Raw genomic sequence first — 24,778 nt, 5'->3', positions numbered from 1 at the left:
CTTTTTATAATCATCTATTCATTAAATAAATGGTCATCAACATCCTTATCATTTGGTTTGATTGGAATATTTATATATAAATAATCTTGATTAGACTGATCGGTAACTATTATTTTTTTTCTAAAAGGTATTTTTTGTCCTAAAAACTTTGATATTGTTTCTTCTGGATTATCAATAAGTGCTTTCTTAAAGCTCTCATTTTCCCATGCTTCGCGTATTATTTTAAATAATATCCTTTGTCCCTTTCTTTGTTCTTCAGTAAGTTTCATTATATTATTGATTTCTCGTCAGTTGATCCAAATAGTTAGTGTCTAGTAAATTATAATTTGTATTAAAAAAATCTATTACACCTTCTTTTTCAATTGATATTGGAATGGTTTCCGATCCCAAGTAGGTAATAGAATTACCTAAAGTTTCTGTTTGTATTCCCATTAAGTTCATTGCTCTTAAAAGTTTATTGTCACATTCTGCAAATCCAATACTATTACTGGATGTACATATAGGCGCTATAGCATACATCATCAGTTTTTTAAATAAAAAGCGATCTGAATTATTCTTACTTGTTGCAAACCTACCGATATGCCATACGGAAGAAATACTTTTTTGCTTTATGATTTCCAATAAATTAATATTGAATAATTTTTGTATTGGAAGTTGTATTTTATAATTCCATTTAATCAGCCTGATTGATCCGTAAAAATTTCCGCCTTCATCCTTGGAAACAAAAGTTTTAGAATCTTCAAAATAACTTAGTTCTTCATAATATGTATTCAATATATCTTGATTAAAACTGTGTATCGCTGCAATATCCTCATCACAATGATGATTGAAATTTTCTTCTACTACGAATTTTGCAAGCTCCGAAAGTTGGTTTAGCTCCAGTTGTTCTAAGTAATTTTGTGTGATTCTCATATCGGGTTATTTTTTTTACAAAACTACTTGGCAAGATTATCATTCACGCTACCCTAAATTGTAGTATTTCATTGTAAATCAGCAAACTACACTTTTGTGTAGTTTACTGATTTGTAATGAAAATAGAATCTATTAATATTTAATATTATTCACAATTGAGAGAAATTACAAATCTATTAAACGTATATATCACAAATTGTTTGAGTTATATTGCTTTTATATTATATTTGTACAAAATTGATAAATGAGTAAAGATGATGTAAATTCTTTCTTTGATCACAGAAATATTATTAATGACATATCTGAGGAAGAAAGTCAACAAAAATTCAGTTATTTAGATTCCATAAAGGCTTTTTCAAGAGCAACTTATACAAGTATTTATGTGATAGATTACATAAAACAGGGATTTGAATATGTATCTGATAATCCATTGTTTTTAAGCGGAAACACGCCGGAACAGGTATTGGATATGGGGTATGCCTTTTATTTTAAAAATGTTCCGGAAAAAGATTTACAGCTTTTACTAAAAATAAATGATGCTGGATTTAGTTTTTATGAGACCATTCCCTTAGAAAATCGTTTGGAGTATACCATTTCGTATGACTTTCACCTCATCAACAAAGAGGGAAATAAAATATTAATTAATCAAAAGTTGACTCCTTTGCTTTTAAACAAGGAAGGAAAAATATGGAAGGCAATATGCCTAATTTCACTTTCTTCTGAGAAAGAAGCCGGAAATATTAAAATATATAGGAATGGGGAGAATAAAGTCTATCACTATAGATTAGAAAGAGATATTTGGGAGGCTGAACAAAAAGTAACTTTATCTAAAAGAGAACTCGAAATATTAAGACTCTGCGCAAGAGGTTTTACTATTAATGAAATAGCAGAAACTATATTTGTTTCTCCCGATACTGTAAAGTTCCATCGCAGAAAATTATTTGAAAGATTAGAGGTAGGCAACATTACAGAAGCAATTTCCTATGCTGTGAATAATAAATTAATATAACAAAATCTAAAGGTCTAAAGTTGTTAAATAAAACTCAGGAAATTTTTTGACTGGTTGGTTTGTAGCAATATTGAAAGCTATTTTAGTACATATTGCAGCAGCCATAAAAGAAGCAATTGACAATTGAGGAGGTGGAAGTTGTTTATTTTCATTTACATATTTATCAATGATATCTTCTAACCATTTTTGAGGATTACCCCAATATCTCATATGACTAGAAACATATTGTACCACATTTACTTCATTAAAAATAACTTTCTCTTTTTTTAGAGAATCCAGCCCTAAATTTTCAGAAATTACCATTACTAAAGCTCCCCAGCCTAAATTATAAGGATGTAAAACAGGAATTCCGTTTTCCTGACACACTTGGTCAAATAACAAAGGGATGTCAGAAGAAAAATCTAATGCATTAATAGCTATTTTATGCCCTTTTATAAGCTCATGCAAATTATTCGAATTGATAAAGCAATTATGGATAGAAATTTTTGCATGACTATTGATTGAAAGCAATCTTTTTTTTAAGGCCTCAACTTTGGGTTTTGCAATATCTTTTTCGGTATAATTTTGTCTATTCAGATTTGATAATTCAACGGTATCTCCGTCAACGATGGTAATAGTTTCAAAACCAAATCTAAGTAGAGTTTCTGCAATTATACTACCTATTCCGGCACCTCCTAAAAAAATTGGATAATTTTTAAGTAAATCCTGATCATCACTTGTTAAATAAAGTCTATTTCTACTGTAACGTTTCTCCATATAACAAATTTAATTAATCGAGACAAACTAAAAACTACACAAAAGTGTAGTTCTGCATATTTATAAAATCATTCACAAAATCTAGCATATTATCATTTAATTCTTTGCTAATGAAGTTCATTTTCTAATTTATCCCATTAGTAATACAGTAGCGGCAGGATAATTTTTAAAGCATTTACAAAGAAATTTCATCATCTGAAATACTCTCAAATTTATATCTTGAAATATGCATTTTACATTCTCCTTATTTTTGCAAGTTTGGCAATTCTTTGCAAATATTCGTCCAGAGAATCTCGTATTAAATTTCATGTCGAGGATTGATTTTTAGACAACTCGGGTAACATTATTGAATGTCCTTAAAAAAAAATTTGAGAAAAGAGATATACATCAGGAAATTTTGGATATACTTCCTGAAAAGAATATTACAACAGAAAAGTTGGATGATAGTTTAGGTATATTATATGATTATAAGTAAATAAGAAATACTTTATTATACCAAGTTTCCTCGTTATATAAACCATTTTAATTACATACAAAGTAAATATTCTTAGCAAAATATTTATGAAAAGTTAGAAGACAATCGAAGTAAAATAATGTCAAACTTTTCTAATTTTGAGTACTTCAAATGCTTAAAATTAATTTGACGAAAACTTCAAAACTTTAAGAAATTAATTCTTCGATTCGGAATTGCCAATTCTTGTTTAATTTGGCTTAATCGAAGTAAATCATCAATAAAAGTGTTTGAAGATACGCTCGTCAAGGTCACAAACAAGCCATAAGGCGCTAACTGTATTCAGTTGGCGCCAATTTTTTATTTATTCTCAGTTGTAATTAGCTTTACAAGACAAATTATTTTCAATACAAAAAACATTTATCACATAATCAATTAATAGTTTTTGATATTTCCTGTATATTCATTTTCAACCTTTCAAGACTCTTAATGAAAGACAAATCGATGAAGGAATTATTAAAATCTTTTCACTAGACTTATATGAAAACTGCAATTTAACAAGGGAAAAATTTTAAAAAGTTTTTGTTTTACTCAATCCCTCCACCCAAAGCTCTATAAAGGTCAATATCTGAATTAAGTTTTTCAATTTTGGCATTGACGTATTCCAAATCATTCTGCAACTTATTATTCTGGGCGGTAATCACTTCAAGATAAGTTGCCATTCCGCTTTTATAAAGTTTCATCGCATCATTGATTCCCTTTTCCAAAATGGCTGTCCGTTGTTCCAGAAGACTTAATCTTTCGCTGCTTCCCTGGGATTTTGCCATTGCATCAGAAACTTCACCAACCGCTGTCAATAAAGTCTGCTTAAAGTTAATGACGGCTTTTTCCTGTTCAATAATTGCCGTTTCATAGCCTGTTTTCAGTCGTCTTTTGTTCAGAAGAGGGATTGTTAAATTGGCTGCCAACGTTTTTGTAATAGAGCCAGGAAGGTCAAACCAGGTATTAACCTTATTTGAATTAACACCTATTGATGGCGACAAACTTATACTCGGATACATTGCTGCTTTTGCCAGTCCTGTTTTCGCATTCAGGCTTACAATATTTAATTCTGCCGCTTTTAAATCTGGTCTTCGGCTTAATAATTGAGCCGGAATTCCGGAAGATATTTTATTATCAATAACTAAAGTTCCAAAATTCCCAGCTCTTTCTACAGAACCTGGATATTCTCCACAAAGAATACTCAATGTATTTTCCTGAACAGAAATATTTTGCTGAGCCAAAGGAACCAGAAGTTCTGCCGTTTTCTTCTGTGCTTCAGATTGTTGTATCGCCAAAGAATTGATTTGTCCGGCAGTGTATTGCAATTTCATCATTGTGAGTGTTTTATCACTCAACTCAATATTTTGCCGGGCAATTTTCAACTGTTCATCTAAACTTAATAAATTGTAATAAGCTTTGGCAACTTCCACAATAATTCGGCTTTTTACAACATCTCTATTTTGTTTTTGAGCAAAATATTCGGCTGCCGCAGACTCTTTCTGCATTTTTGCTTTACCCCAGATATCAACTTCCCAAGACAAACTCAAATTAGCATTAAAATCATCCAGATATTTTGTACCGGTAAACTGCTCATTCAGTGAACCATTCAAACTGTTCTTGGAGGCCCAGGTTCTATTGGCTCCTGCGTTAAAATTCAAAGTCGGCATCAATGTATTTTTTGCCTGTTTATAAGCTAAATCGAGCTGCTCTATATTTTTTAAGGCAACATTGATTTCATTATTTTTATCTAACGCTTTTTCAATTAAAGCAACCAATTTCGGATCTTTAAAAAATGTTTTCCACGGCAAAACGATGGTGTCGCCTGTAACCTGAACCTGCTGTTTATAATTTTCAGGGATGTTGAGTTCCGGTCTTGTATAATCTTTTTGGATGGCGCATGACACCAAAACTGATGTCACCGCACCTGCAAAAAGAATTTGTTTGATATTAAACATTTTCATTTGAAAGTTGATTTTGAGGTGTGAAAGGAGTTTTTTTTGATGAAATCTTCTCATCTAAATATTGAAAAAACATGTACAAAACCGGAATGACAAAAATTCCCAGAATGACTCCGCTGAACATTCCCATTGCCGCACTTACACTGATGGATTTGTTTCCTGAAGCCATTCCGCCTGCCGAGAGCATTAAAGGAATCATTCCAACGATAAATGCTAATGAGGTCATAATAATCGGACGCAATCTTGCTTTCGCACCTTCCAAGGCCGATTCAACAATGGATAATCCTGATTTTCGTCTCTGAACGGCAAATTCTACAATCAGAATCGCATTTTTAGCCAAAAGTCCGATAAGCATAATCAAACCGACCTGCACATAGATATTATTGTCCAGTCCAATGGCTTTAATTCCTAAGAATGCACCGACAACTCCGGTTGGGATGGAAAGCATTACCGCCAAAGGAAGGATGTAACTTTCATATTGTCCTGCCAATAAAAGATAAACGAACAACAGGCACAACCCGAAAATAGCGATCGTCTGATTTCCTGAGGATTTTTCTTCCAAGCTTAAACCTGTCCATTCATAACTGTAGTCTGATGGTAATTTGTCCAAGGTTTTTTCAAGTTTTCCTAATAACTCTCCGTTGCTGACTCCCGGTTTCGGGGTAATCAAAATATTGAGAGAGTTGTATAGGTTGTATCTTTCAACCGATTCAGGTCCATAGACTTTTTTAAGTGTTACCAAAGTACTTGCAGGAACCATTTCGCCTTTATTGTTCTTCACAAAAATATCGTTGAAAGCCGTTTCATCCATTCTGAAAATTCCGTCTGCTTTGATATTGACCCTATAAAATTTACCAAATCGTGAAAAATTCTGCGACTGGTCTCCCGAAAAATAAGTCTGAACTGTTCCCAATAATCCTGAAATACTTACGCCCAACTGTTTCGCCTTATCTTCATTCACTTCAAGTTCAAGTTGAGGATAATCTGCACGGAATGTTGTATAGGCAGAGCCGACTTCCGGCAATTGCATCAGTTGTCCGATTAATTCATCAGCTTTTGCCTTCAGAACCTGTGGATCTCTTCCCATTCTGTCCTGCAAAACAATTTCTGCATCATTGGTTACGCCATAACCTTCTACCGGAGGCATTCTGAATGTCATAATACTGCCTTCTTTGCTTACAGATAATTTGTCATTGATAAGGTTCATCACCTCATCAATATCCTGAATTTTGCCACGCTCTTTTTTAGGTTTAAGCTTTACAAATCCCATTGCATAAGCAGGACCGGAACCGTTGCTTAGAAGATTAAAACCACTGATGGATGTATTGGTTTCAACAGCCTCAATGCTTTTAAAAATAGTATTGACACGATTGGTAACTTCGGTAGTTTTTGTCAAACCTGTTCCTGGAGGCATACTCAGGGAATACATCATAAATCCATCGTCTTCCATCGGAACAAAACTTCGCGGTGTGCTAGTCATCAACCAGGCTGACACACCAATAACTCCTGCAACCAAACCTGCGGCAATCCATTTTCTTTTTACCAAAAATCTTAATCCGCCAATATAACGGTTGGTCATATTGTTAAAACCTGCATTGAAAGCGATTGAAAACCTTTTCGTAAAATTTTTTGGAGTTTCATGATGCTCTCCGGGATGATTATTTTTAAGAAAAACAGCACATAAAGCTGGCGTTAAAGTCAATGCATTGACAGCCGAAATAATAATGGCAATCGCTAAAGTATAGGCAAATTGTTTGTAAAATAATCCAGCTGAACCCGACATAAATCCAATCGGAATAAATACCGCTGACATGACCAAGGTGATCGATATGACCGCTCCCGTAATTTCGTTCATGGCTTTATGCGTCGCTTCTTTTCCGGAAAGATTGGTTCCTTCCATATTGCTGTGAACGGCTTCAACGACCACAATTGCATCATCCACGACAATTCCGATGGCCAAAACCAATGCGAAAAGCGTCAGAACATTAATGGTAAATCCTAAGATCAAAAGGAAAAAGAATGTCCCGATAATCGCAACAGGAACAGCAATCGCAGGAATGATCGTCGACCTGAAATCCTGGAGGAATAGTAAAACGACAATAAAAACTAAGATAAATGCCTCAACCAATGTTGATTTTACCTGACCGGTTGCTTCATCCAGTTTGTCCTTAGTACTCATCACTTTAGTGAACTTTATGCCCGGAGGAAATGATTTTGAGAGCTGTTCAATGGTCTTATCGATACCGATTTCGATTTCATTGGCATTGGAACCTGTGGTCTGCAAAATCGCAATGGTAACCGCATTTTGACCGTTGGAAAGATTATCTCCACTATAAGAAATCGAACCGAATTCTACCCTTGCAACATCTTTCAGCCTGATTAATTGATTCCCATTATTTTTTACAATGATGTTTTCATATTCTTCGGGTTTGTTCTTTTTTCCTTTGTACCGGATTACATATTCCAGAGCGGCGTCAGATTCTTCACCCAGTTTTCCGGGTGCAGATTCTAAACTGTGGTCGGCAATGGCATTGGAAATATCAGCCGGTTCAAGACCGTAAGAAGATATTTTCTGAGGATTCAGCCAGATTCTCATCGAGTAATCTTTCATCCCGAAAACCTGAGCCTGACCAACACCTTTCACCCTTTTCACCTGAGGAATCAGATTGATATTGGCATAATTCTGAAGAAAGGTCTCATCATATTTTTTATTATCATCAGTATAGATATTGAAAATCATCACCATACTGTTTTGTTGCTTCGAGGTCGTTAAACCAGTTCTCACAACCTCTTGCGGAAGAATTGGTGTTGCCTGCTGAACTCTGTTCTGTACATTGACCGCGGCCTGGTCTGCATTGACACCTTGTTTAAAGATAATGGAAATCGAAAAAGAGCCATCATTGCTCGCATTTGATTTGATGTAAACCATATCTTCAACACCATTAATCTGTTCCTCAAGCGGTGTTACAACTGAACGAATCACCGTTTCACTGTTTCCACCCGGATAAGACCCGGAAACGGTAATCGTAGGCGGTGAAATGTCCGGAAAACGGGTTACCGCCAACTGATTAAGCCCGATAATTCCCAATATCACAATAATAAGGGAAATTACAGTCGCTAAGACAGGACGGTCTATTATTTTTTTTAACATCTTAAATTTCTTTGTTAATGATTAATTATTTTGCATAAACAACTTTTGGAACGACATCCGCACCATCTGTCAGTGCATCAATCCTATTGACAGCAATCTTGTCACCCGACTTTATTCCAGATGAAACGAAGTAATCCTGCGGCGTTGTTTGTGAAACTTCAATGGGAATCATCTGTACTTTTTTACCATTGAGCTTATAGACGAAAAATTTATCCTGAATATCTTTTACAGCAGTTTTCGGAATTTTTAAAACGCCATCTACATTTCTATGAATCAACACTCTTGCGCTTCCTCCGGCTCTCAAAAGTTTGTCAGGATTTTGAAAAACAGCCTTCATCTGAATACTTCCTGTTGTTCTGTCGAAATTTCCGCTTGCGTTTTCTAATTTCCCTTTGTAATTGTAAATGGAACCGTCTGCAAGAAGGAGATCTATGTTTCCTGTGTGATGTTCTGAGGCTGACATTTTGCTGTATGTGATAAAATCGGCCTCGCTCATCGTGAAATAAACATTCACCAAATTAATATTTGAAAGGGTGGTTAAAGGCGAAGTGTCTGACGGCGAAATCAGGTTTCCGATTCTGTTGGGAATTCTACCCAAATAACCACTTACAGGAGCTTTAATATAAGTGAAATTAGCATTTATTTTAGATGAACCTAAAGCGGATCTTGCCTGTGCAACCTGCGCTGAAGCTGACTGATAATTTGCCTCAGCCGTTTTAAGCTGCATATCAGAAACTACATTTCCCGCCACCAAAGGTTTTAATTTATCAACTTCCAGTTTTGCGGTTGCCTGACTTGCCAAAGCGGCTTTCAGAGCTGCTTCGCTGTTGTTGACCTGTTCGTTGTAAACGGAAGGATTTATTTTAAACAAAGCCTGTCCTTTATTCACATATTGACCTTCTTTAACGTAAACTGCATCCAGATAACCTGTAACCTGCGCTTTAATTTCTACGTTATCCTGACCTTCAATACTTCCTGGATAACCTGTGGAAACATCAGCATTTCCTGATTTTAACTGAATAAAATCTGTCGGTATTGCTGTAGTTTGAATTTGATTGTCCTGTGCATTTCCCGAATTGCAGGAATACATTATCACAGCCAGGGAAATTGACAATGCTAAATAACCTGTTTTATATTTCATAATAATTGTTTACTGCTTTTCGTCTGCAAAATAACTTTACAAAACAGCTCGTTTAATCAACAATTAAAGTGAAACGGAATTATTTGTACATGAAACGTAGCATATTCAAAATGAAAATTTGTATCTTTATTAACAAGACAGAATTTTGACTAAAACAGAAGGCCTCTATAGATTTTTACAGAGGCATTCATTTTTAAACGAAGTATAAATTGCTCTTCAGCAATATTTTAATGGGAGGTTGATTTCGAGAAACATTTATCACAATAACACCAATCACAATCAATACAATTCCTAAAATTGCAGGAAGGTCTAAAGTCTGTTTATATACAAAATATCCGATTAGAGAGATCAGAACAATTCCTACGGCAGACCAGATTGCATAAGCAATTCCTATCGGAATAACTTTGATGGCGTGTGTGAGAAGATAAAACGAAGCCGACATTGCAACCACGAAAATTATGGTCTGTAAAGGTTTTGTGAAACCTTCCGAAGCTTTTAAAAACGATGTCGCCACAGATTCGCAAAGTATGGCAAATGCCAAGAATATGTAATTTTTCATATCATATTATTAATAATCCATCCAGGTTTTAAATACAGAAGCTTTTTCACGGCTTACAATAATGTCTATCTCAGGATGTTTTTTGAGTTCGAGTTTCAGTTTTCCGTTAAAATGATTAAAAACCTGCTGTACAGAATCGATGTGAATGATAAACTGGCGGTTGGCTCTGAAAAAGACTTTCGGGTCAAGTTGTTTTTCGAGTTCTTCCAAAGTTTGCGGAACGGTTTCTATAATTCCTGTTTTAAGCATTGTTTTGCTGACACCGTGTTCTGTGTAAAAATACAAAACATCTTCTGTCAAAACCGTTTTATAACCATCACGATGCGCCAGAAGAAAACGCTTTCTGTATTCTTTAGGTTGAATATAATTAAGCAAACCTTCGATGGCATTGGAATACGAAGGAGAAGTTTCAACTAAGCTTTCATACTTTTTTAAGGCACCTTCAAGCTCTTCTTCTTCGATCGGCTTCAGCAAATAATCCACACTGTTATACTTGAAAGCTTTCACCGCATATTCATCATAAGCGGTCGTAAAAATAACCGGACTTTTCACTTCAAACCGATTGAATATTTCAAAACTCAAACCATCTGAAAGACGAATATCCATCATGATGATATCGGGAGTAATGTTATTTTCCAGCCATTTTACCGCTGAAGAAACAGAATCTTCCACGGAAAGAATTTCTACCGAAGGACGAAGTTTCAGCAGTAATCTTTTAAGCCGGTCTGCATTCGGTTTTTCGTCTTCAACGATCAATATCTTATTGATTTTCATATAATGGAATTTTAGCAATGAAATCCTTATCAGTCTTCAGAATAATTGGTTTTCTGTCTCCTAAAAATTCAAAACGATTAATTATATTTTTTATTCCTAAACCAGCAGATTTACTATTATTAATTAATGGCACTAATGTATTATACACTAATAAATACTTATCATTTGTAGTTGAAATGTTAATCTTTAAAGGATTTGATTTTGATGTCTGGTTATGCTTCAATGCATTTTCTACCAAAAACTGAAGCGATAAAGGCGGAAGCACGAACTGCTTGTAATTTTCATTTATAGAAATATCGAAATGCACTCCTTCGCCAATTCTTTTTTGAGTTAAATAAATGTAGGAATTCAAAAATTTCAGTTCTTCCTCAAGCGTAATTATATCTTTTTTTGAATTGACGAGAAGGTAACGGTAAACTTTTGCAAAACTCTCAGAATATTCGTAACCTAGTTGCTGGTCTTCCAGAATCAACTCAGACAAAACGCTTAAATTATTAAATATAAAATGAGGGTCAATCTGAAGTTTTAATGCCTGAAGTTCGGCTGCCATTGCAGCTCTTTTATGTTCGGAAGATTTTAACTTATGATGAGCGGCTTCCAAGGCAGTTTTTTTCCAGTTTTCTAAAAGAAAATTTCCTGTATTGATGGCACTTATCAATAATGAAACGACGATGTTGGTAGCAATCCACTGTGAAATGAGTACAATTTCTTTTCGGTAATCAACATTGGTTGAATCTGAAAAACTTTCAAAAATAAAATTAATAAGAATAACTACTGCGACACTCCCGATGATTTGAAGTACAGTTTGAATCAGTACTCTTCGAAGGCTTTTTTCATTCCAGGAAATTGTTTTATTAACATAATAATCAATTAACAAACTTACCTCCGCAATAATAACAGAGAAAAAAAGTACCCAGAAAAAATCCTCTGCAATATAAAAAAATGATTTTGCAAGAAGTTCTTTGTAATAAAAAGGATCAATCAGATAGATGAATAAATAGGAAAACAGAAATGCTGTTATCCAGATTAATATTCTTTTTTTTAAACCGTATATAAGATTTTTACCACTATCAATCATTAAACTTCACATTAGTTTCTATGAATGTAAAGATAAGTATTGAATCGGAGAAACTAAACAGTTTTAAAGTGAAGCAGTAAAACATACTTGTGAAACGTATGATCGACCAAATAAAATGTCTGAATATATTTAAAGTCTCAAATAGCAATGCTAGAAAACTGGTAGTGTCTCACTAAATGTGTAAGTTAAAAAGTTATTTAAGAAAAAAAGTTTATTTAATTTAGAAAATTAAGATATAAATTGAATTGTAAACACTTTACAATCAAATTGTCAAAATAAATTTTTATATTGGTTGAGCAATGGCTTTGTGAAGCTTTTATAGACTAGATTGATGCAACGCATAAATTTGGAAGTTGTGGCTAATGTAAGCACAGCTTCATTCAGAAAACAAAATGAATAAAAAAAAATCAAAACGAATAATTATAATTTTATTGTTCTTGGGAACAATAATTTCATTGTATTTTGTTCCGTGGCCTATTGTAATAGCCTGGATAAAACCACTTCCAAAGACCGTTCAGGAACAAGTTGACAAAGTATCGGATTACGGATTTGATGGTATTATTGTTTGTGTAAACAAAACGGGGAATCGAACAAAATTTTATACTTCAGGCTACAAAAACAGAGAAAATAGAATTCCAACCGATCCGAATGCATTATTTAAAATTGCCAGTGTTAGTAAATTATATAATGCAGTTGCGATTGCTAAATTGGCTCGTGATGGAAAATTATCATTAGACAAGACACTTTCAGACTATTTACCCGAATTGAAAGATAGAATAGAATATTCCGATAAAATAACTGTACGAATGTTGGTTAAGCATCGAAGTGGTATTCCAAACTTCACCGATACATATATGTATTGGGCGACTCCAAAAGAAACCGAAAACGAACAACTTGCTTTGGTTTTAGATAAACCAGCAAACTTTAAACCCGATGCGGATTATGAATATTCCAATACCAATTACTTATTACTCAGCAAAATAATGAACCGTGTTCTTGGATATAATAAATTTGAATACATTCAAAAAGAAATATTAAACCCGTTGAATTTAAAGCACACTTTTGGTTCAATTCAAGACGTAAACATTGATGATGTTATGAGCGGTTACTATGTAGGTTATGATAAGGATTTAAAAACGGAAAATATCGGTTCAATACTAGCGACAGCGGAAGATTTGAGTAAATTCATTCGGGCATTAAATGATGGATCTGTCTTTAGAGATAAAAAAGAACAAGAAATCTATTCCTCTATTTATAAGTATGAACATACAGGGTTGATACCCGGATACCAAACCATTGCTAAATATCATAAGGACATAGACGCTGTAGTCATTCAATTTACGAATACGGTGAACTTTGAAGGCTATAATTGGAATATGTCTGAATTAATGTATAACCGAATAATTAGAATATTGAGAAAGAAAAACTAACCATAACATCGGTTCGGCAATATGACGGCTGAGGTGCCTTTATGAAACATTTGTGTTTAGCATCTACTTAAGTGTTATAATCCTCCACATCGCTAAGCCGAGAACCGTTAACCTCAATAAAATAAGTCTCAAAAAACAATGCGAATACAATCAACATTTATTCTAAGTTGTTTGTTTTCCTGCGAAAAGCAATCTGATAAAAAATCTATCCGCCCACATTACTGATCTCCCGAAACTGATTCGGGGTAATCTGCATATTCTTCTTGAAGAAATTATTGAAGTGAGTAGCTTCTTTGAAGGCTAATGTATAGGCGATTTCTGAAATGTTCCAATCAGTATGCCTGAGTAAAATTTTTGCTTCCTGTAAAAGGCGCTCGGCAATAATCTCAGAAGTTGTCTTTTCCGTAACCTCTTTTATGACCCTGTTAAGATGATTGACATGAACGGAAAGCTGACCTGCAAACTCAGACGGAGAACGAAAGCGTATCTGCTGCGTCAAATCTTCTATCGGAAACTGACGCTCTAAAAGTTCCAGAAAAAGATGAGTGATCCGCTGAGAAGCATTAGGTTGTTGTTTTTCAGTTTTTGAAGTCGGTTGCATTTTGAGGGTATAATGCAGAAGATCAAATATCAGATTTCTGAGAAGGTCATATTTATGCACATAATCAGAAATCATTTCAGCCTGCATTTTCCTGAAAATCTGCGTTACATCTTCCAGTTGCTCATCTGTCAGTTCAAAAACAGGCACCATGCCTGGTTTAAAAATTTCGTAGTCGTTCAGATTTCCGAAGTGATGAAAAAATGCAGGTGTAAACACACAAAAAATTCCGGATTTATAATCATCAATCCATTCAAACTTGTAAGGAATCTGTGGATTGGTAAAAAATAATCCCTGCTTTTGGATATCAATAACTTTATCTGCATAATGAATCCTGTTTCTACCGATAATCAGGGTGATCTTAAAATAATCTTTCCGGCTGTAGACCACCGGCTTAGCGTTTTCACCGATGTATTCATCAATTGTAAAAACATTAAAATGCCCTACTCCATTTCGGACATTTTCGGGAATCCGGTCAAATTTTGAGCGATAAAATTCTTCCAGTGACTGCATTTTTTTCATTTCATAAATATACAAAAATCAAACAAAAAGAGCGTTGTCCATTTGTTTCCAACGCCCCTTATTTTCATTTCATATTTCACTTAGAAATCGGTAGAAAAAGAAATATCTTTATTGTTTTCCAATTCTTCTGAAAGCAATCTGATCTTTTCCGTTGCACGATGATAGGCATCGCTTCCGACATACAAACGTACCGGCGGATTAGGATTTTCTACCAGATCCATAAAAATCTGAGCCAGATTTTCAGGGTTACCGATTTGGGTTCCGTTCATTGTTGCGTATTTCCCGTGTGAGGATCTTACTGCATCATACCCGTCGATTTTCTTTTCGGCAAAAACAAGGGAACTATCTTGCAGAAAATCAGTCCGGAATGCCCCAGGTGCTACTACCGTAACTTTTACACCGAATTCTTTTACATCTTCTGCCATAACTTCAGAGAGTCCCATTACCGCATATTTGGTTGCAGCATACATCCCCCAGCCAATTCCCGGAGCAAATCCCGCAATCGAAGAGATGTTAATGATATTTCCTGATTTTTGTTCCCTGAAATAAGGCATTACGGATTGCATGGTTTTGATAACAGCTAATACATTAATATCAAGACTGTCTTTAATTTCTTTCTGATTTAATTCTTCCACAGCTCCTCCGATTCCATACCCTGCATTGTTTACTAAAACATCAATTTTCCCGAAGTAAGCTACGGTTTTACCAACAGCTTCATTGATAGACTTCTCACTCGCTAAATCTACTTCCAGTGGTAAAAATTGTTGCTCATCAAAATTTCCAACAGCATCAACTAAGCTCTGAGATTTTCGACTTGTTGCAGCTACTTTACACCCGTTTTCGATGAGCTTTTTCACTAACGAAAGCCCCAATCCTTTGGATGCACCCGTTATAAACCATACTTTATTTGTATTCATATCTGATTTATTTATAATACAAAAGTAGAATGATAATTGGCATCATTTATAACGAAATAGAAACGATAGATTACAAAAATCAAACAGTGAATGTTATTTTCTCGAAATAATATTGAATTAAAATATTAACGCCTTAAAGAATTCCCATACCTAGTACTGAGAGCCTAATGCCTCGTAGCTACTATCAGATGAGCGGGATTGATCGAAAAAATAGGGACGGAGTATATCTTCAAAATTATAAAATCCTTCTTTTTTGTTTTTGATGTTTTGCGCTACGAACAATGCTCCGCTTCCAAATGCTTCCCGGGATATAGATTCGTGAACAAGTCTCACAGTTTGATAAGGAAAGCCGAATATGACCTCATGTTTCCCTACAATTCCCCCAGCACGAACAGAATTGATCGATTCTGTCTCAAGATCCAATGTTTCGGCAATTCTCATGGCTGTGCCTGAAACTTCAGATTTGGACTTAAAGTGTTCTTCGATCAGTTCGATATCTACATCTGGAGCAATGTTTTTCAACAGTGAGGCTGCAAACAGAAGATAATTGACACCTAATGTAATATTGGGAGACCAGAATACGGTTGTAATTTTAGAAAGTTTTTTCAAAAAAGCAATCTGCTCCTCCTGATAATGTGATATGGCAGATATAATCCTGATGCCATGATGGGCGGCGGCATCTCCATATTGAAAAATGCTGTCAGAATTCGAAAAATCAACAATAATATCTACCGGATGTTTCTCAAAAAATCGATCTATATTGATCTCTGATCTAGAATAAATGATACTTTCGTCATCAGCTTCTATATTTAAGGCTTCTTTAGCTGTTGACATTCCTGGTTCTTTTTTATTCTTCAATACCCATTGTAAGGAAAAGTCTTTGCTGCTAAGGATTACATTAGCTACAGCTTTCCCTGCCTTTCCAAAACCGATAAGACCTATTTTCATAATGATGTATATTAATTGGCAATTGATCTGTATCATGTGATAACAAATCTGCCTGGTTAGTGCATTTGCGGATAAGTAATATACAAAAAATATTTTTAATCCGGCTGGTCAGCATCGAAGTTAAAATCTTCAATCAATGGCTTACAGCTACTATAGTTATGATCGCACAAAATTGATGTAAAATTTTTGTAACTACTTAAATCTGTTATTAGAATCACTGCTTATGAACATTTCATTATTTTCCTCAGAAATAATTTCCAAAAATCTTTCATAATGTTTTAAAACATCGGAAATCAATTCATTTTTTGTAAATAATTGTACATCATAGCCGTCTCTGTCATCGCCAAAATAAGATTTCGGGAAATGGGCGACATTGTCTTTTACTTCAGGAAGATTTTCTTCCGTCAGCAAATAATCCGATATAATTCTGGATTCATTTTTTACACCATACAGAAAATTATTAACAATATCATGCCTGATTTCAATCTCCATTTTTAAAGGATTTTCGTACAAATTAATTTTGGCTTCGATATTATTTTTCGAAAATTCAGACTGCAGTTCTTCGAAAGCTTCTTTTACTCTATCATTGATAAATTCGTCTACAGAAGCATCATCGTAAAAGGAAACAATCTGCTTCAAACGAGCCTTCCAAGCAGCTCCTGACCAAGGAACTGTCGTGCTGGAAAAATCTTTTTCGTAGTAATTCCTATCAATCGAAAGAGCTTTTACAAGGCTTACAATGAACAGCAACATAATGACGGAAAACGGAAGTGCTGTAATAAGTGTCATACTTTGCAAAGCAGCCAGACCACCGGCATTGAGAAGCATCAAAGCCAATACGGCAAGCAAAATTCCCCAACCGATAGTTTGCCATTTCGGAGAAACCTTAGCATTTTTCGTGGCAATACTATTCATGACAAAAATTCCGCTGTCTGCCGAAGTTACAAAGAAAATGATAATGATAGAAATCACCAGAAAACTCACGATTTTAGTTAAAGGAAGATACTCCAAAAAACGGAACATCAACGCATCAGGATTACCGGCCAACTGGCTTAAAGCTCCGTTGGCAATATTTATATCAAACCAAATGGCACTGTTTCCAAATACCGACATCCAGATAAAATTGAATAAAGTCGGCAAAATCAAAACGGCTGCAATAAACTCTCGAATGGTTCTTCCTTTAGAAATTTTTGCGATAAAAAGTCCGACATAAGGCGACCAAGAAATCCACCAGGCCCAGTACAAGATCGTCCAGTCATAAAACCAAGGCTGTGTATTTTCCTCATAAACGTGTGTATTAAATGTAAGGCTGAAAAAACTGTTGATATACGTTCCGATTCCTTCGGTAAAACTTCCAATTAAATAAACTGTAGGTCCTAAAACCAAGACAAACAGAAGCAAAATTACTACACTTACAATATTGATACTGCTGAGAATTTTTACGCCTTTATCTAAACCGCTTACCGCAGAAAATATCGACAGAGAAACCAAAACAGCCACAATAATTACCTGATATACAAAACTGCTTTCGGGTAAAATATTGAGTGTCTGTAATCCCGAATTGATCTGAACCACGCCGAATCCTAAAGTAGTGGTAATCCCAAAAAACGTACTGCACAAAGCAAAAACATCAATTAAATTTCCCCACCTTCCTTTAATTTTATCTTTTAATAAAGGGTAAAAACAGCTCCTGAGCGAAAGTGGCAAACGGTAGCGATAGGTAAAATATGCCAAAGATAATCCAACCACTCCATAAATGGCCCAAGCATGGATTCCCCAATGGAAGAAAGTATATAATTGTGCATTCTGCGCTCTCTGTACCACAGACTTTCCGGCAAAGACTTCGTTGGAATAATGCTGCATCGGTTCTGCCACACTGAAATACATGAGGCCGATTCCCATTCCGGCAGCAAAAAGCATCGAGATCCACGAAAAAAATGAGTAGTCTGGTCGGCTGTCATTTCTACCCAACCGGATGTCTCCGTATTTGCTTACCATAAGGTAAATTAAAAACAAAACGAAAATAGTCACAGACCAGACATACACCCAGTTCAGATTAACGAAAATGAAGTTTTTTACTCCATTTAAAAGTTCTTCGGTAAGTTTCGGATACACAGCAGAAAGAACGCATATACCCACAATAAAAATTAAACTGGGAATAATTATACCTTTGTTTAGTGTAGTTCTGATTGTAAATTTTTCTGCCATATTTTGTTTAAAAATTTTATAGTGATTTGATTTTCAAAAAATTCGATTTTTCAGAAGATATCGAAAGTTTATAAATTGAAAGTTTTTACACATCAAAGATAGATATATTCTTATTAAAGAAAGGCAGGCAGTTTCAGAGGTAATTTGCCTTATATCGTTCATGAAGCATTGAGAAAGCTTTGCTGTTTCTCTTTAATTGGAATCAAAATAATCAATTCATTTATAGCGTTTTAAATCATACCTTTTCATTACAACAATAAAAAATCGCCACTTAATACAAGTAGCGATTTTTGTATCGAAGCAATGATACACCAAAGATTTTTTAAAATTTCTCTAAGATTTAAAATCTATCCATTGCTCTTTAAATAATTATTTTAACTTTTATGATAAGGGCATCCTGAAGGAGGATTTACTGCATTCTCAGCATTAGAAGCAGGTGTAGTCATGCTCATTCCGGAAGGTGCATTAAAAAACTGCTCATCAATAATTTTTCTCTGATCCGCAGGAATATCTTCTATTTTACGAAGTGTATTCACCTGAATGTGCGGCCAACTCGTTGTACCACCGTCATTCCCGAAATCAAATTCGAAAAATATAATCTGCTCATATTGCAACTGAAGGATTTCTTTTCCGTCTTCAATCACAGTTTCAATCCACAAGCGAAAATCTACTTCTACAGTAGGCACGAAACGGTTAACAAAAGGAACATTTAAAATTCCTCCCTGTGCCCCGGTTTTCATTCTTGAGGACATCTGAATAAGGACGTAATTTGCAACATTTTGTCCGCTCAGAGTATCTCTCAACCTCATATCAGGCCTTACGCAGTAAGGGTATAACTCGTCTGCAAGAATTCTTTGCGTATAGATCTTATTTGAACCGGGATCGTTTTCATCCGTCAGTTTTTCATGAACCCAGGCCGGCGCAGGCTCATCAAGGTTAATCGGATTTTTTACACTTGCGCCTGCACCTCCCATAGTCGGTGAAATGGAAAGATAATCGGGTTGCCAGGTTGCGTCACCATAAGGAAATTGCGGAGTTCCTTTAATTAAATAATTCGGGCCGCTCGGTGCAATGTCTCCCAATAATGTAATCGTACTTCCGTGAGGGATAACTCCACTTCTTGAAATAGAATAATCCGGGATAAAATACGGGCCGGTAATACCATCAAGAGGTTTTATTTCCTGTGCAGGAATGATTTCATAATATTTCTGTCCCTCTTTCAGCTGGCTCAAAAGAATATATGAAGAATTACCGTTTTCATCTCTCACCTCAACCAAAGGTTCGTTTCTGTAGTCGCCTTTATAACCGTATTTTTTGTAGTCCTCTTCAGAAAAAGCGTGAATCCCGCGGTCTTTTTCTATAGTTTCTTTGGTAGCAGCATAATTGTAGACATCACTTAACCAAAGATACATTCCGTTTTCTTCATGGATTCCGGCGTATTCTAATTCTGATTTACCTTCTACTTTATTGACACTTTTAATGGTTTGGTCGTATTTTACCGCGCCACAAAATAATTCAGTTGCACCACCACGGTTACGGACACCGCCAGGAACCAATTCAAATGTTAATTTTTCAATATATTCTTCAGTATCAAAACTGAATTTTCCGGGAATTGTTCCGGGATTTGTACCTGGTGAAGGCATAATGGTGGTATGAATTCCACTTCCAAGAGAAGGTCTGGTAATGTTTTTATTATAATTCGCGTTATAGCTTACCCAGGTTCCTTCAAGAGCCGCCAGAATCCCGTAATCAACATTATTGGCAATTTCCTGTAAATTTTCTTCTCTAAAAGGCCTTACAGGATCATCGATTAACAATTTTGAATATCCGTCCATCAATTGAGCCAAATAGCCTTTTTTTTCTTCTGGCGCAGCCTTAAATAGTCTTGCATTAAGATCTTGGATGATCTCTTTTTTTCTTTTTAACATGGTATATTAGTTTTATCGTTATTAGTAACCTGCAGGAAATTCAAAAGTCGGACCTGCATTGTATTGAGAGTCTAATGGCTGGCTCATCAATCCGATTGCCTGTTCTTTCAGCGCATACATATACATGATGGATTTTGATAATTCTTCAGTATTTCCTTCTACAGCTGCCTGAATGGCATCCAATAATTTTTTGTAAGTTTCATTAAATGCCTGTCCCTGGGCAAATAATTGTGGATTCGACTTATAATCTGCCATTTTAGGATTAGGCTTCATCGGATAAGCTGCGTTCCAGTCAACGGGTAACGGTTTTCCCACAGGAGGAGTCGTCACAGGCATCATCCCGTTTTCGTCGGTGAAAGGAGTATAATCTCCTCCTAAATAGAAATGTTCATGGAAAACTTCCTTAAATCTGAAATAATGTGCTAATTCGGCACCTTCTTCAAATTGCGAAGCATCGACATCAAAAATAGAATCATCGGCTCCTTCGCCCTGTCCTTTAATTTCCTGGAAAACAAGAATTACCCCTTCGAGAGCATCTACCGGATATAATTTACCTCCACTTCCGTAATATTGTTCCGGACGAATCTGTTTGGCAGGATCTCCTGTGAAAATTCCGCCTTTATTTAATTCTTCAAAGGTTTGCGGCAGTTTTCCGTTCGCCTTGTAATAGGCAATAATCTGAAAAACAAGTATGTAAAAAAATACGACATCATAATATTCTCCGATGGTATGAACATTTTTCATGATGAAATCCTTCATATTTCCCAAGGTCCATAACTCATTTTCCTGAACCGCCGCTTTTGAAAGTATGGCATTCGTTTCTGTGTTATAATCATATTTTGGTGCTTTTACCAAAGGATTACTCGGACTTTCGATAGCGATAAAAGTGGCAATACTGTTGGATGAAAATGTTTCCAAACCTACATAGAAATCGACATTCAGTGGTAATTTAGTAGGATAAACAGGATAATTTTCAGGCTGGTTTACCGAAGGCTGAATGCTCACGGCGTTCATCACGTTGCAAACCATAATCATGTGAAGCATTTCTTCTACAGCAACACTTCTGATGATCTGCGAAGCCAAAATATTTGTTCCGTCTTTAATAGAATATAAAGCGGTTAAATAAGGAGGAATGGTAGAATGCTCAATTAGAATTGCTGTTTGCAAAAGATCCTGTAAAACAGGACGGTAATCGAGTTCAGTCAGCCCCTTTTTAATTCCGGAAACAGCTGTTCTGGAAAGCTTGCCTGAAGGTATTTCAGAGATTTCTCCCCCAAACTGAGATTGTAAATATTGATTAAATTCATCAATCTGATTATTTAACAATAAGTTTGTAACTGTTTTGCTGTGATATTTCAGTCCCTCGATCCAGCTTTCTTTACTGATAGTAGAATCAAGTAGCAACGACCGTAAAGAAATTGCCTCTGCAACGATGGTGTTTTTGGCAAAAGCATTTTTTGAAAGACTGCTGTTTTCCTGATTTTCTGTTTTATTGATAAGTCTTTGTCTCATTTTTTTCTATTTTAAAATTGTTTCCAGATCTTTCAAAATGGATTCTACGGAACGGATGGTAAATGCGGATAAAGTAAGAGTAGGATTTGAAGTTCCCAAAGTGGTCATATTCCCGGCTCCTACAATATATAAATTCGGATGATCCCATGCTTTGCAATAGCTGTTGGTTACAGAATCGTCAGGATTATCACCCATTCTGTGGGTTCCAACAATATGTCCGGCTCCGTTGTAAGAATATCTCACGCCATTGTAAACAAAGGTATTGTTGTCTGTTGCCTTGTATGTTGTGAAATCCTGAATGCCTAATCTTTCAAACATTTGATCTGATGCCTGTTTTGCCTGTTCCATGGCTTTCATTTCATACTCTGTAAGGTCATAATTAATAACAGGCCGCGGAATCCCAAGCACATCCAGATACTGATCATTAATGGTGACTCTGTTATTAGGATTCGGAAGCTGTTCGATTTCAAAATGGAACAAAACCTGTCTTGAAAGTCTGTATGTTAAAGCTTCTTTCAGATCTTCTCCGAAAAGCCCCTGCCCCAGAAATTCAGCCAGGTCTGATCCGGGAGAAAAAGCCGGCCAGCTCCAACCCCAGTTATCGAGAGGAGAGATCCATGCAGAGAATTCGCTTCTGAAACTTCCATCACGAAAAGACGAAATATTTGTTGTGGAACCCGGGCCTCTGTAAGGATAAACAGGCTCAGGAGATAATCCCCAGGTAAGCATTACCATATGATCCATCAGGTTTCTTCCCACCTGATCGCTTCTGTTGGCAACGGTTCTTTCAACCTTTTGTCCGTTTTCAACGACGGTATATTTTGAATTTAAAAGGATTTTAGGGTTTTCAAAAGCATTGGCAGCCAGAATAACGATTGATTCTTTAGTATCAATAACTTCTTCAACAAAACTTGTTTTTTCCTTTGAAATATATCTTCTGATATGAACTTTAGAGATTTTTTCCTGATCTGCAACGTCTACACTTAATTTGTAAACTACGCTCTGCGACTGAACCTGAATATTATGATTTCTCTGAAGATTCTTGTGTTTATTGACTTTATATAAAGCTTTCTTCAATGTTTTCAAAGCATTGTATTTTGCCTGAACCGGACAGATCGGAACGCATGAAGCATTTCCTTCGCAACGTTCTCCCTGATAAGGATTCCAGACTGCACCTAAAGCCTTGTATTCTTCACTTTCAATATTATTTAAAGATAACGTATATCCTGATTCTGAAATTTCAGCTTTGATTAATTTTGATGTTCCGTAAGCAATATTAGGAGTAGAATTTCTCCCTTGCGGTGATGGAACGAACATTAACGGAAGTTCTTCCGAATTGATCTGAACCGAAGTTCCCGACAGCCCGTTAATGATCTGATGATCCATATAACTCTGCGGAATTTCTTCCATCGGAAAAACATAATCTTTGCCGTAATATTCTTCCATGCTTTCTTTGATAGGGTATTCCTGCGCCGCAACGTTTCCTGAAACACCGATTTCAAACTCAGCCATTTCGTAATATGGCTTTAGCGTATCGTAATCAATCGGCCAGTTCATTGCTCTTCCGTATTTTTCCTTTAACCTGAAATCGTTCGGAAGCATTCTTGGTGTTGTTCCCAGCCAGTGAAGCGTAGTTCCGCCTCCAACGCGGATTGCATCACTTGCAAAAGGCATTGGCCCAAATTGTACCAGATAGCCTTTTTTATCCGGAAATGGCTGAACGATCGGTTCTATATCCAAAACATTTGGAGAAGGCGCCTGTTTTAAATCAGGATAAGGTGAATTAGGAACTTTTGCTTCTTCCATGTAGAACTTACGGATGTAATCGTTGTAAGTAACCATTGATGATGCAGAGTCCAGTTCTATCCCGGCTTCCAGTCCTGCTTCATACATCAGAATTGATAATTCCCTGTATGTTTTGGAGTCGTCTATTTCAGAACGATGGATCATCTTTTTTGTGCCTGTATCAAAAACATGATCTGTTAAAAGCTTAGCGATTAAAGATCCGGCAATTCCTGTTCCTACGATGATGACATCTTTCTTTGGCTGTGTATTTTCTTTCTGATTCATGAGTTGCTGTTTACAGGTTTTGTTTCCCAAGATTTAAAGCCCGGCTGTTTGGCTCCCGGAGGATGCGCATGCATTACATTCCACACGAGTCCTTCCTTGTAAGATCTGTCGTTGACGTAAGCGCCTTCCCAGGTTCCCAAATACCAAAGCGTAATCACACTTTGCGCAATTTGCTGCGTTGCAGGGTTGTCCATAATTTGACTAGAAATGGCATTTTTCAGTTGATCTTTATTCTCCGCATTATCAAGAACATTTTTAGAAACATTCAGAAAATCGATGAAGGTTGCCATTTCAATCTGATTAAGAATGTGTTGGTAATAAGTCTCGGCTAAGCCTGTGGATTGGAGTTCGTTAACGGAAAATCCTGTGAGGGATTCCGAAATCGCCATAAATACGTCGTAATAATAATCATCGACGTTGAGGATTTTGTTGATAATCATTTTTTTTAAATTTGAGATTAAATAAAACCTGGATATTTATTCTGAGAGAGCATCAAGAAATCATAAAGATTTTCATCGGGATGCCGTGCTTACCATAAGCATAAGATTCTGGATCTTTTTCTGAGGAATGTTATCATTTCATTACGTTTTCTGGTTAAGTTTTCTATAATACATGATAAATATCATTATCATTTAATTCCAAAATTAATCTATTCGCATCAATCCGGGATTAGTACTTTTACTGATTTTTCTTTAAAAGGTGATTTCTTGTGCAAATCGTGCTCAAAACGCAAACTATAAGGTATGTAAATTAAAAAAAGCCACAATCAGAAGGTTTTTGTCCTCTGACTGCGGCTTTTTTAATTGCCCTGAAA

Annotated in this window: 19 protein-coding genes; 2 read left to right on the top strand and 17 right to left on the bottom strand. The window is 35.7% G+C overall.

The features are described 5' to 3' along the window. Positions 1-14: 14 nt before the first annotated feature. Positions 15-269, bottom strand: a complete 255-nt coding sequence (locus BLR30_RS09550) for a hypothetical protein (RefSeq protein ID WP_089857564.1) — start codon at positions 267-269, stop codon at positions 15-17. Positions 270-273: 4 nt separating this feature from the next. Further along, entirely contained in the window at positions 274-912 is a 639-nt protein-coding gene (locus BLR30_RS09545) for a hypothetical protein (protein ID WP_089857562.1), read from the bottom strand. 244 nt (positions 913-1,156) lie between these two features. On the opposite strand from BLR30_RS09545, the gene BLR30_RS09540 reads away from it, so the two are divergent. After that, positions 1,157-1,921, top strand: coding sequence for a response regulator transcription factor (locus tag BLR30_RS09540; protein ID WP_089857559.1), 765 nt, complete (start codon positions 1,157-1,159; stop codon positions 1,919-1,921). Positions 1,922-1,927: 6 nt separating this feature from the next. Here the strand turns inward: BLR30_RS09540 and BLR30_RS09535 are convergent, their stop codons facing one another. From BLR30_RS09535 to BLR30_RS09505, 7 genes are all read right to left on the bottom strand, one after another. Beyond that, positions 1,928-2,677: a ThiF family adenylyltransferase gene (locus BLR30_RS09535; protein ID WP_089857557.1), complete on the bottom strand. Its 750-nt coding sequence runs from the start codon at positions 2,675-2,677 to the stop codon at positions 1,928-1,930. Between the two features lie 1,038 nt (positions 2,678-3,715). Continuing rightward, on the bottom strand, positions 3,716-5,131 hold the full coding sequence (locus BLR30_RS09530; RefSeq protein WP_089857607.1) for an efflux transporter outer membrane subunit: 1,416 nt from the start codon (positions 5,129-5,131) through the stop codon (positions 3,716-3,718). Further along, entirely contained in the window at positions 5,118-8,279 is a 3,162-nt protein-coding gene (locus tag BLR30_RS09525) for an efflux RND transporter permease subunit (protein ID WP_089857555.1), read from the bottom strand. Before BLR30_RS09525 ends, BLR30_RS09530 begins: the two co-directional genes overlap by 14 nt. 25 nt (positions 8,280-8,304) lie before the next feature. Further along, positions 8,305-9,420 carry an efflux RND transporter periplasmic adaptor subunit gene (locus BLR30_RS09520; protein WP_089857553.1) on the bottom strand — a complete coding sequence of 372 codons (1,116 nt, stop codon included), beginning with the start codon at positions 9,418-9,420 and terminating at the stop codon, positions 8,305-8,307. Positions 9,421-9,613: 193 nt separating this feature from the next. Beyond that, entirely contained in the window at positions 9,614-9,979 is a 366-nt protein-coding gene (locus tag BLR30_RS09515) for a DMT family transporter (protein ID WP_139164613.1), read from the bottom strand. 9 nt (positions 9,980-9,988) lie between these two features. Next, complete coding sequence (locus BLR30_RS09510; RefSeq protein WP_089857551.1) at positions 9,989-10,753, bottom strand: LytR/AlgR family response regulator transcription factor; 765 nt, start codon at positions 10,751-10,753, stop codon at positions 9,989-9,991. After that, entirely contained in the window at positions 10,740-11,831 is a 1,092-nt protein-coding gene (locus tag BLR30_RS09505) for a sensor histidine kinase (RefSeq protein WP_089857549.1), read from the bottom strand. The genes BLR30_RS09510 and BLR30_RS09505 overlap by 14 nt, the downstream gene beginning before the upstream one ends. 392 nt (positions 11,832-12,223) lie before the next feature. Between BLR30_RS09505 and BLR30_RS09500 the strand changes: the two genes are divergently transcribed. Further along, entirely contained in the window at positions 12,224-13,261 is a 1,038-nt protein-coding gene (locus tag BLR30_RS09500) for a serine hydrolase domain-containing protein (protein ID WP_089857547.1), read from the top strand. Between the two features lie 205 nt (positions 13,262-13,466). Here the strand turns inward: BLR30_RS09500 and BLR30_RS09495 are convergent, their stop codons facing one another. From BLR30_RS09495 to BLR30_RS09460, 8 genes are all read right to left on the bottom strand, one after another. Beyond that, positions 13,467-14,381 (bottom strand): helix-turn-helix domain-containing protein, encoded by a 915-nt coding sequence (locus tag BLR30_RS09495; RefSeq protein ID WP_089857545.1) that lies wholly within the window; start codon positions 14,379-14,381, stop codon positions 13,467-13,469. Between the two features lie 80 nt (positions 14,382-14,461). Then, complete coding sequence (locus tag BLR30_RS09490; RefSeq protein ID WP_089857543.1) at positions 14,462-15,298, bottom strand: SDR family oxidoreductase; 837 nt, start codon at positions 15,296-15,298, stop codon at positions 14,462-14,464. 150 nt (positions 15,299-15,448) lie between these two features. Continuing rightward, a complete protein-coding gene (locus tag BLR30_RS09485; protein ID WP_089857542.1) occupies positions 15,449-16,246 on the bottom strand; it encodes a 4-hydroxy-tetrahydrodipicolinate reductase in 798 nt (265 codons plus the stop codon). A 192-nt stretch (positions 16,247-16,438) separates the two neighbouring features. Next, on the bottom strand, positions 16,439-18,454 hold the full coding sequence (locus tag BLR30_RS09480) for a BCCT family transporter (protein WP_089857540.1): 2,016 nt from the start codon (positions 18,452-18,454) through the stop codon (positions 16,439-16,441). A gap of 374 nt (positions 18,455-18,828) precedes the next feature. Then, positions 18,829-20,382 (bottom strand): peroxidase, FMP-type, encoded by a 1,554-nt coding sequence (locus BLR30_RS09475; RefSeq protein WP_228400751.1) that lies wholly within the window; start codon positions 20,380-20,382, stop codon positions 18,829-18,831. Between the two features lie 21 nt (positions 20,383-20,403). Next, entirely contained in the window at positions 20,404-21,894 is a 1,491-nt protein-coding gene (locus BLR30_RS09470) for a ferritin-like domain-containing protein (protein ID WP_089857538.1), read from the bottom strand. Between the two features lie 6 nt (positions 21,895-21,900). Beyond that, positions 21,901-23,964, bottom strand: a complete 2,064-nt coding sequence (locus BLR30_RS09465) for a GMC oxidoreductase (RefSeq protein ID WP_089857536.1) — start codon at positions 23,962-23,964, stop codon at positions 21,901-21,903. Next, entirely contained in the window at positions 23,961-24,404 is a 444-nt protein-coding gene (locus BLR30_RS09460; protein ID WP_089857533.1) for a sugar dehydrogenase complex small subunit, read from the bottom strand. Before BLR30_RS09460 ends, BLR30_RS09465 begins: the two co-directional genes overlap by 4 nt. Positions 24,405-24,778: the final 374 nt, after the last annotated feature.

It is taken from the genome of Chryseobacterium taeanense, from assembly GCF_900099685.1.
GTDB lineage: Bacteria > Bacteroidota > Bacteroidia > Flavobacteriales > Weeksellaceae > Chryseobacterium > Chryseobacterium taeanense.
The sequence above is the reverse complement of the archived record's forward strand: the minus strand, read 5'-3'. Positions and strand labels throughout refer to the sequence as shown.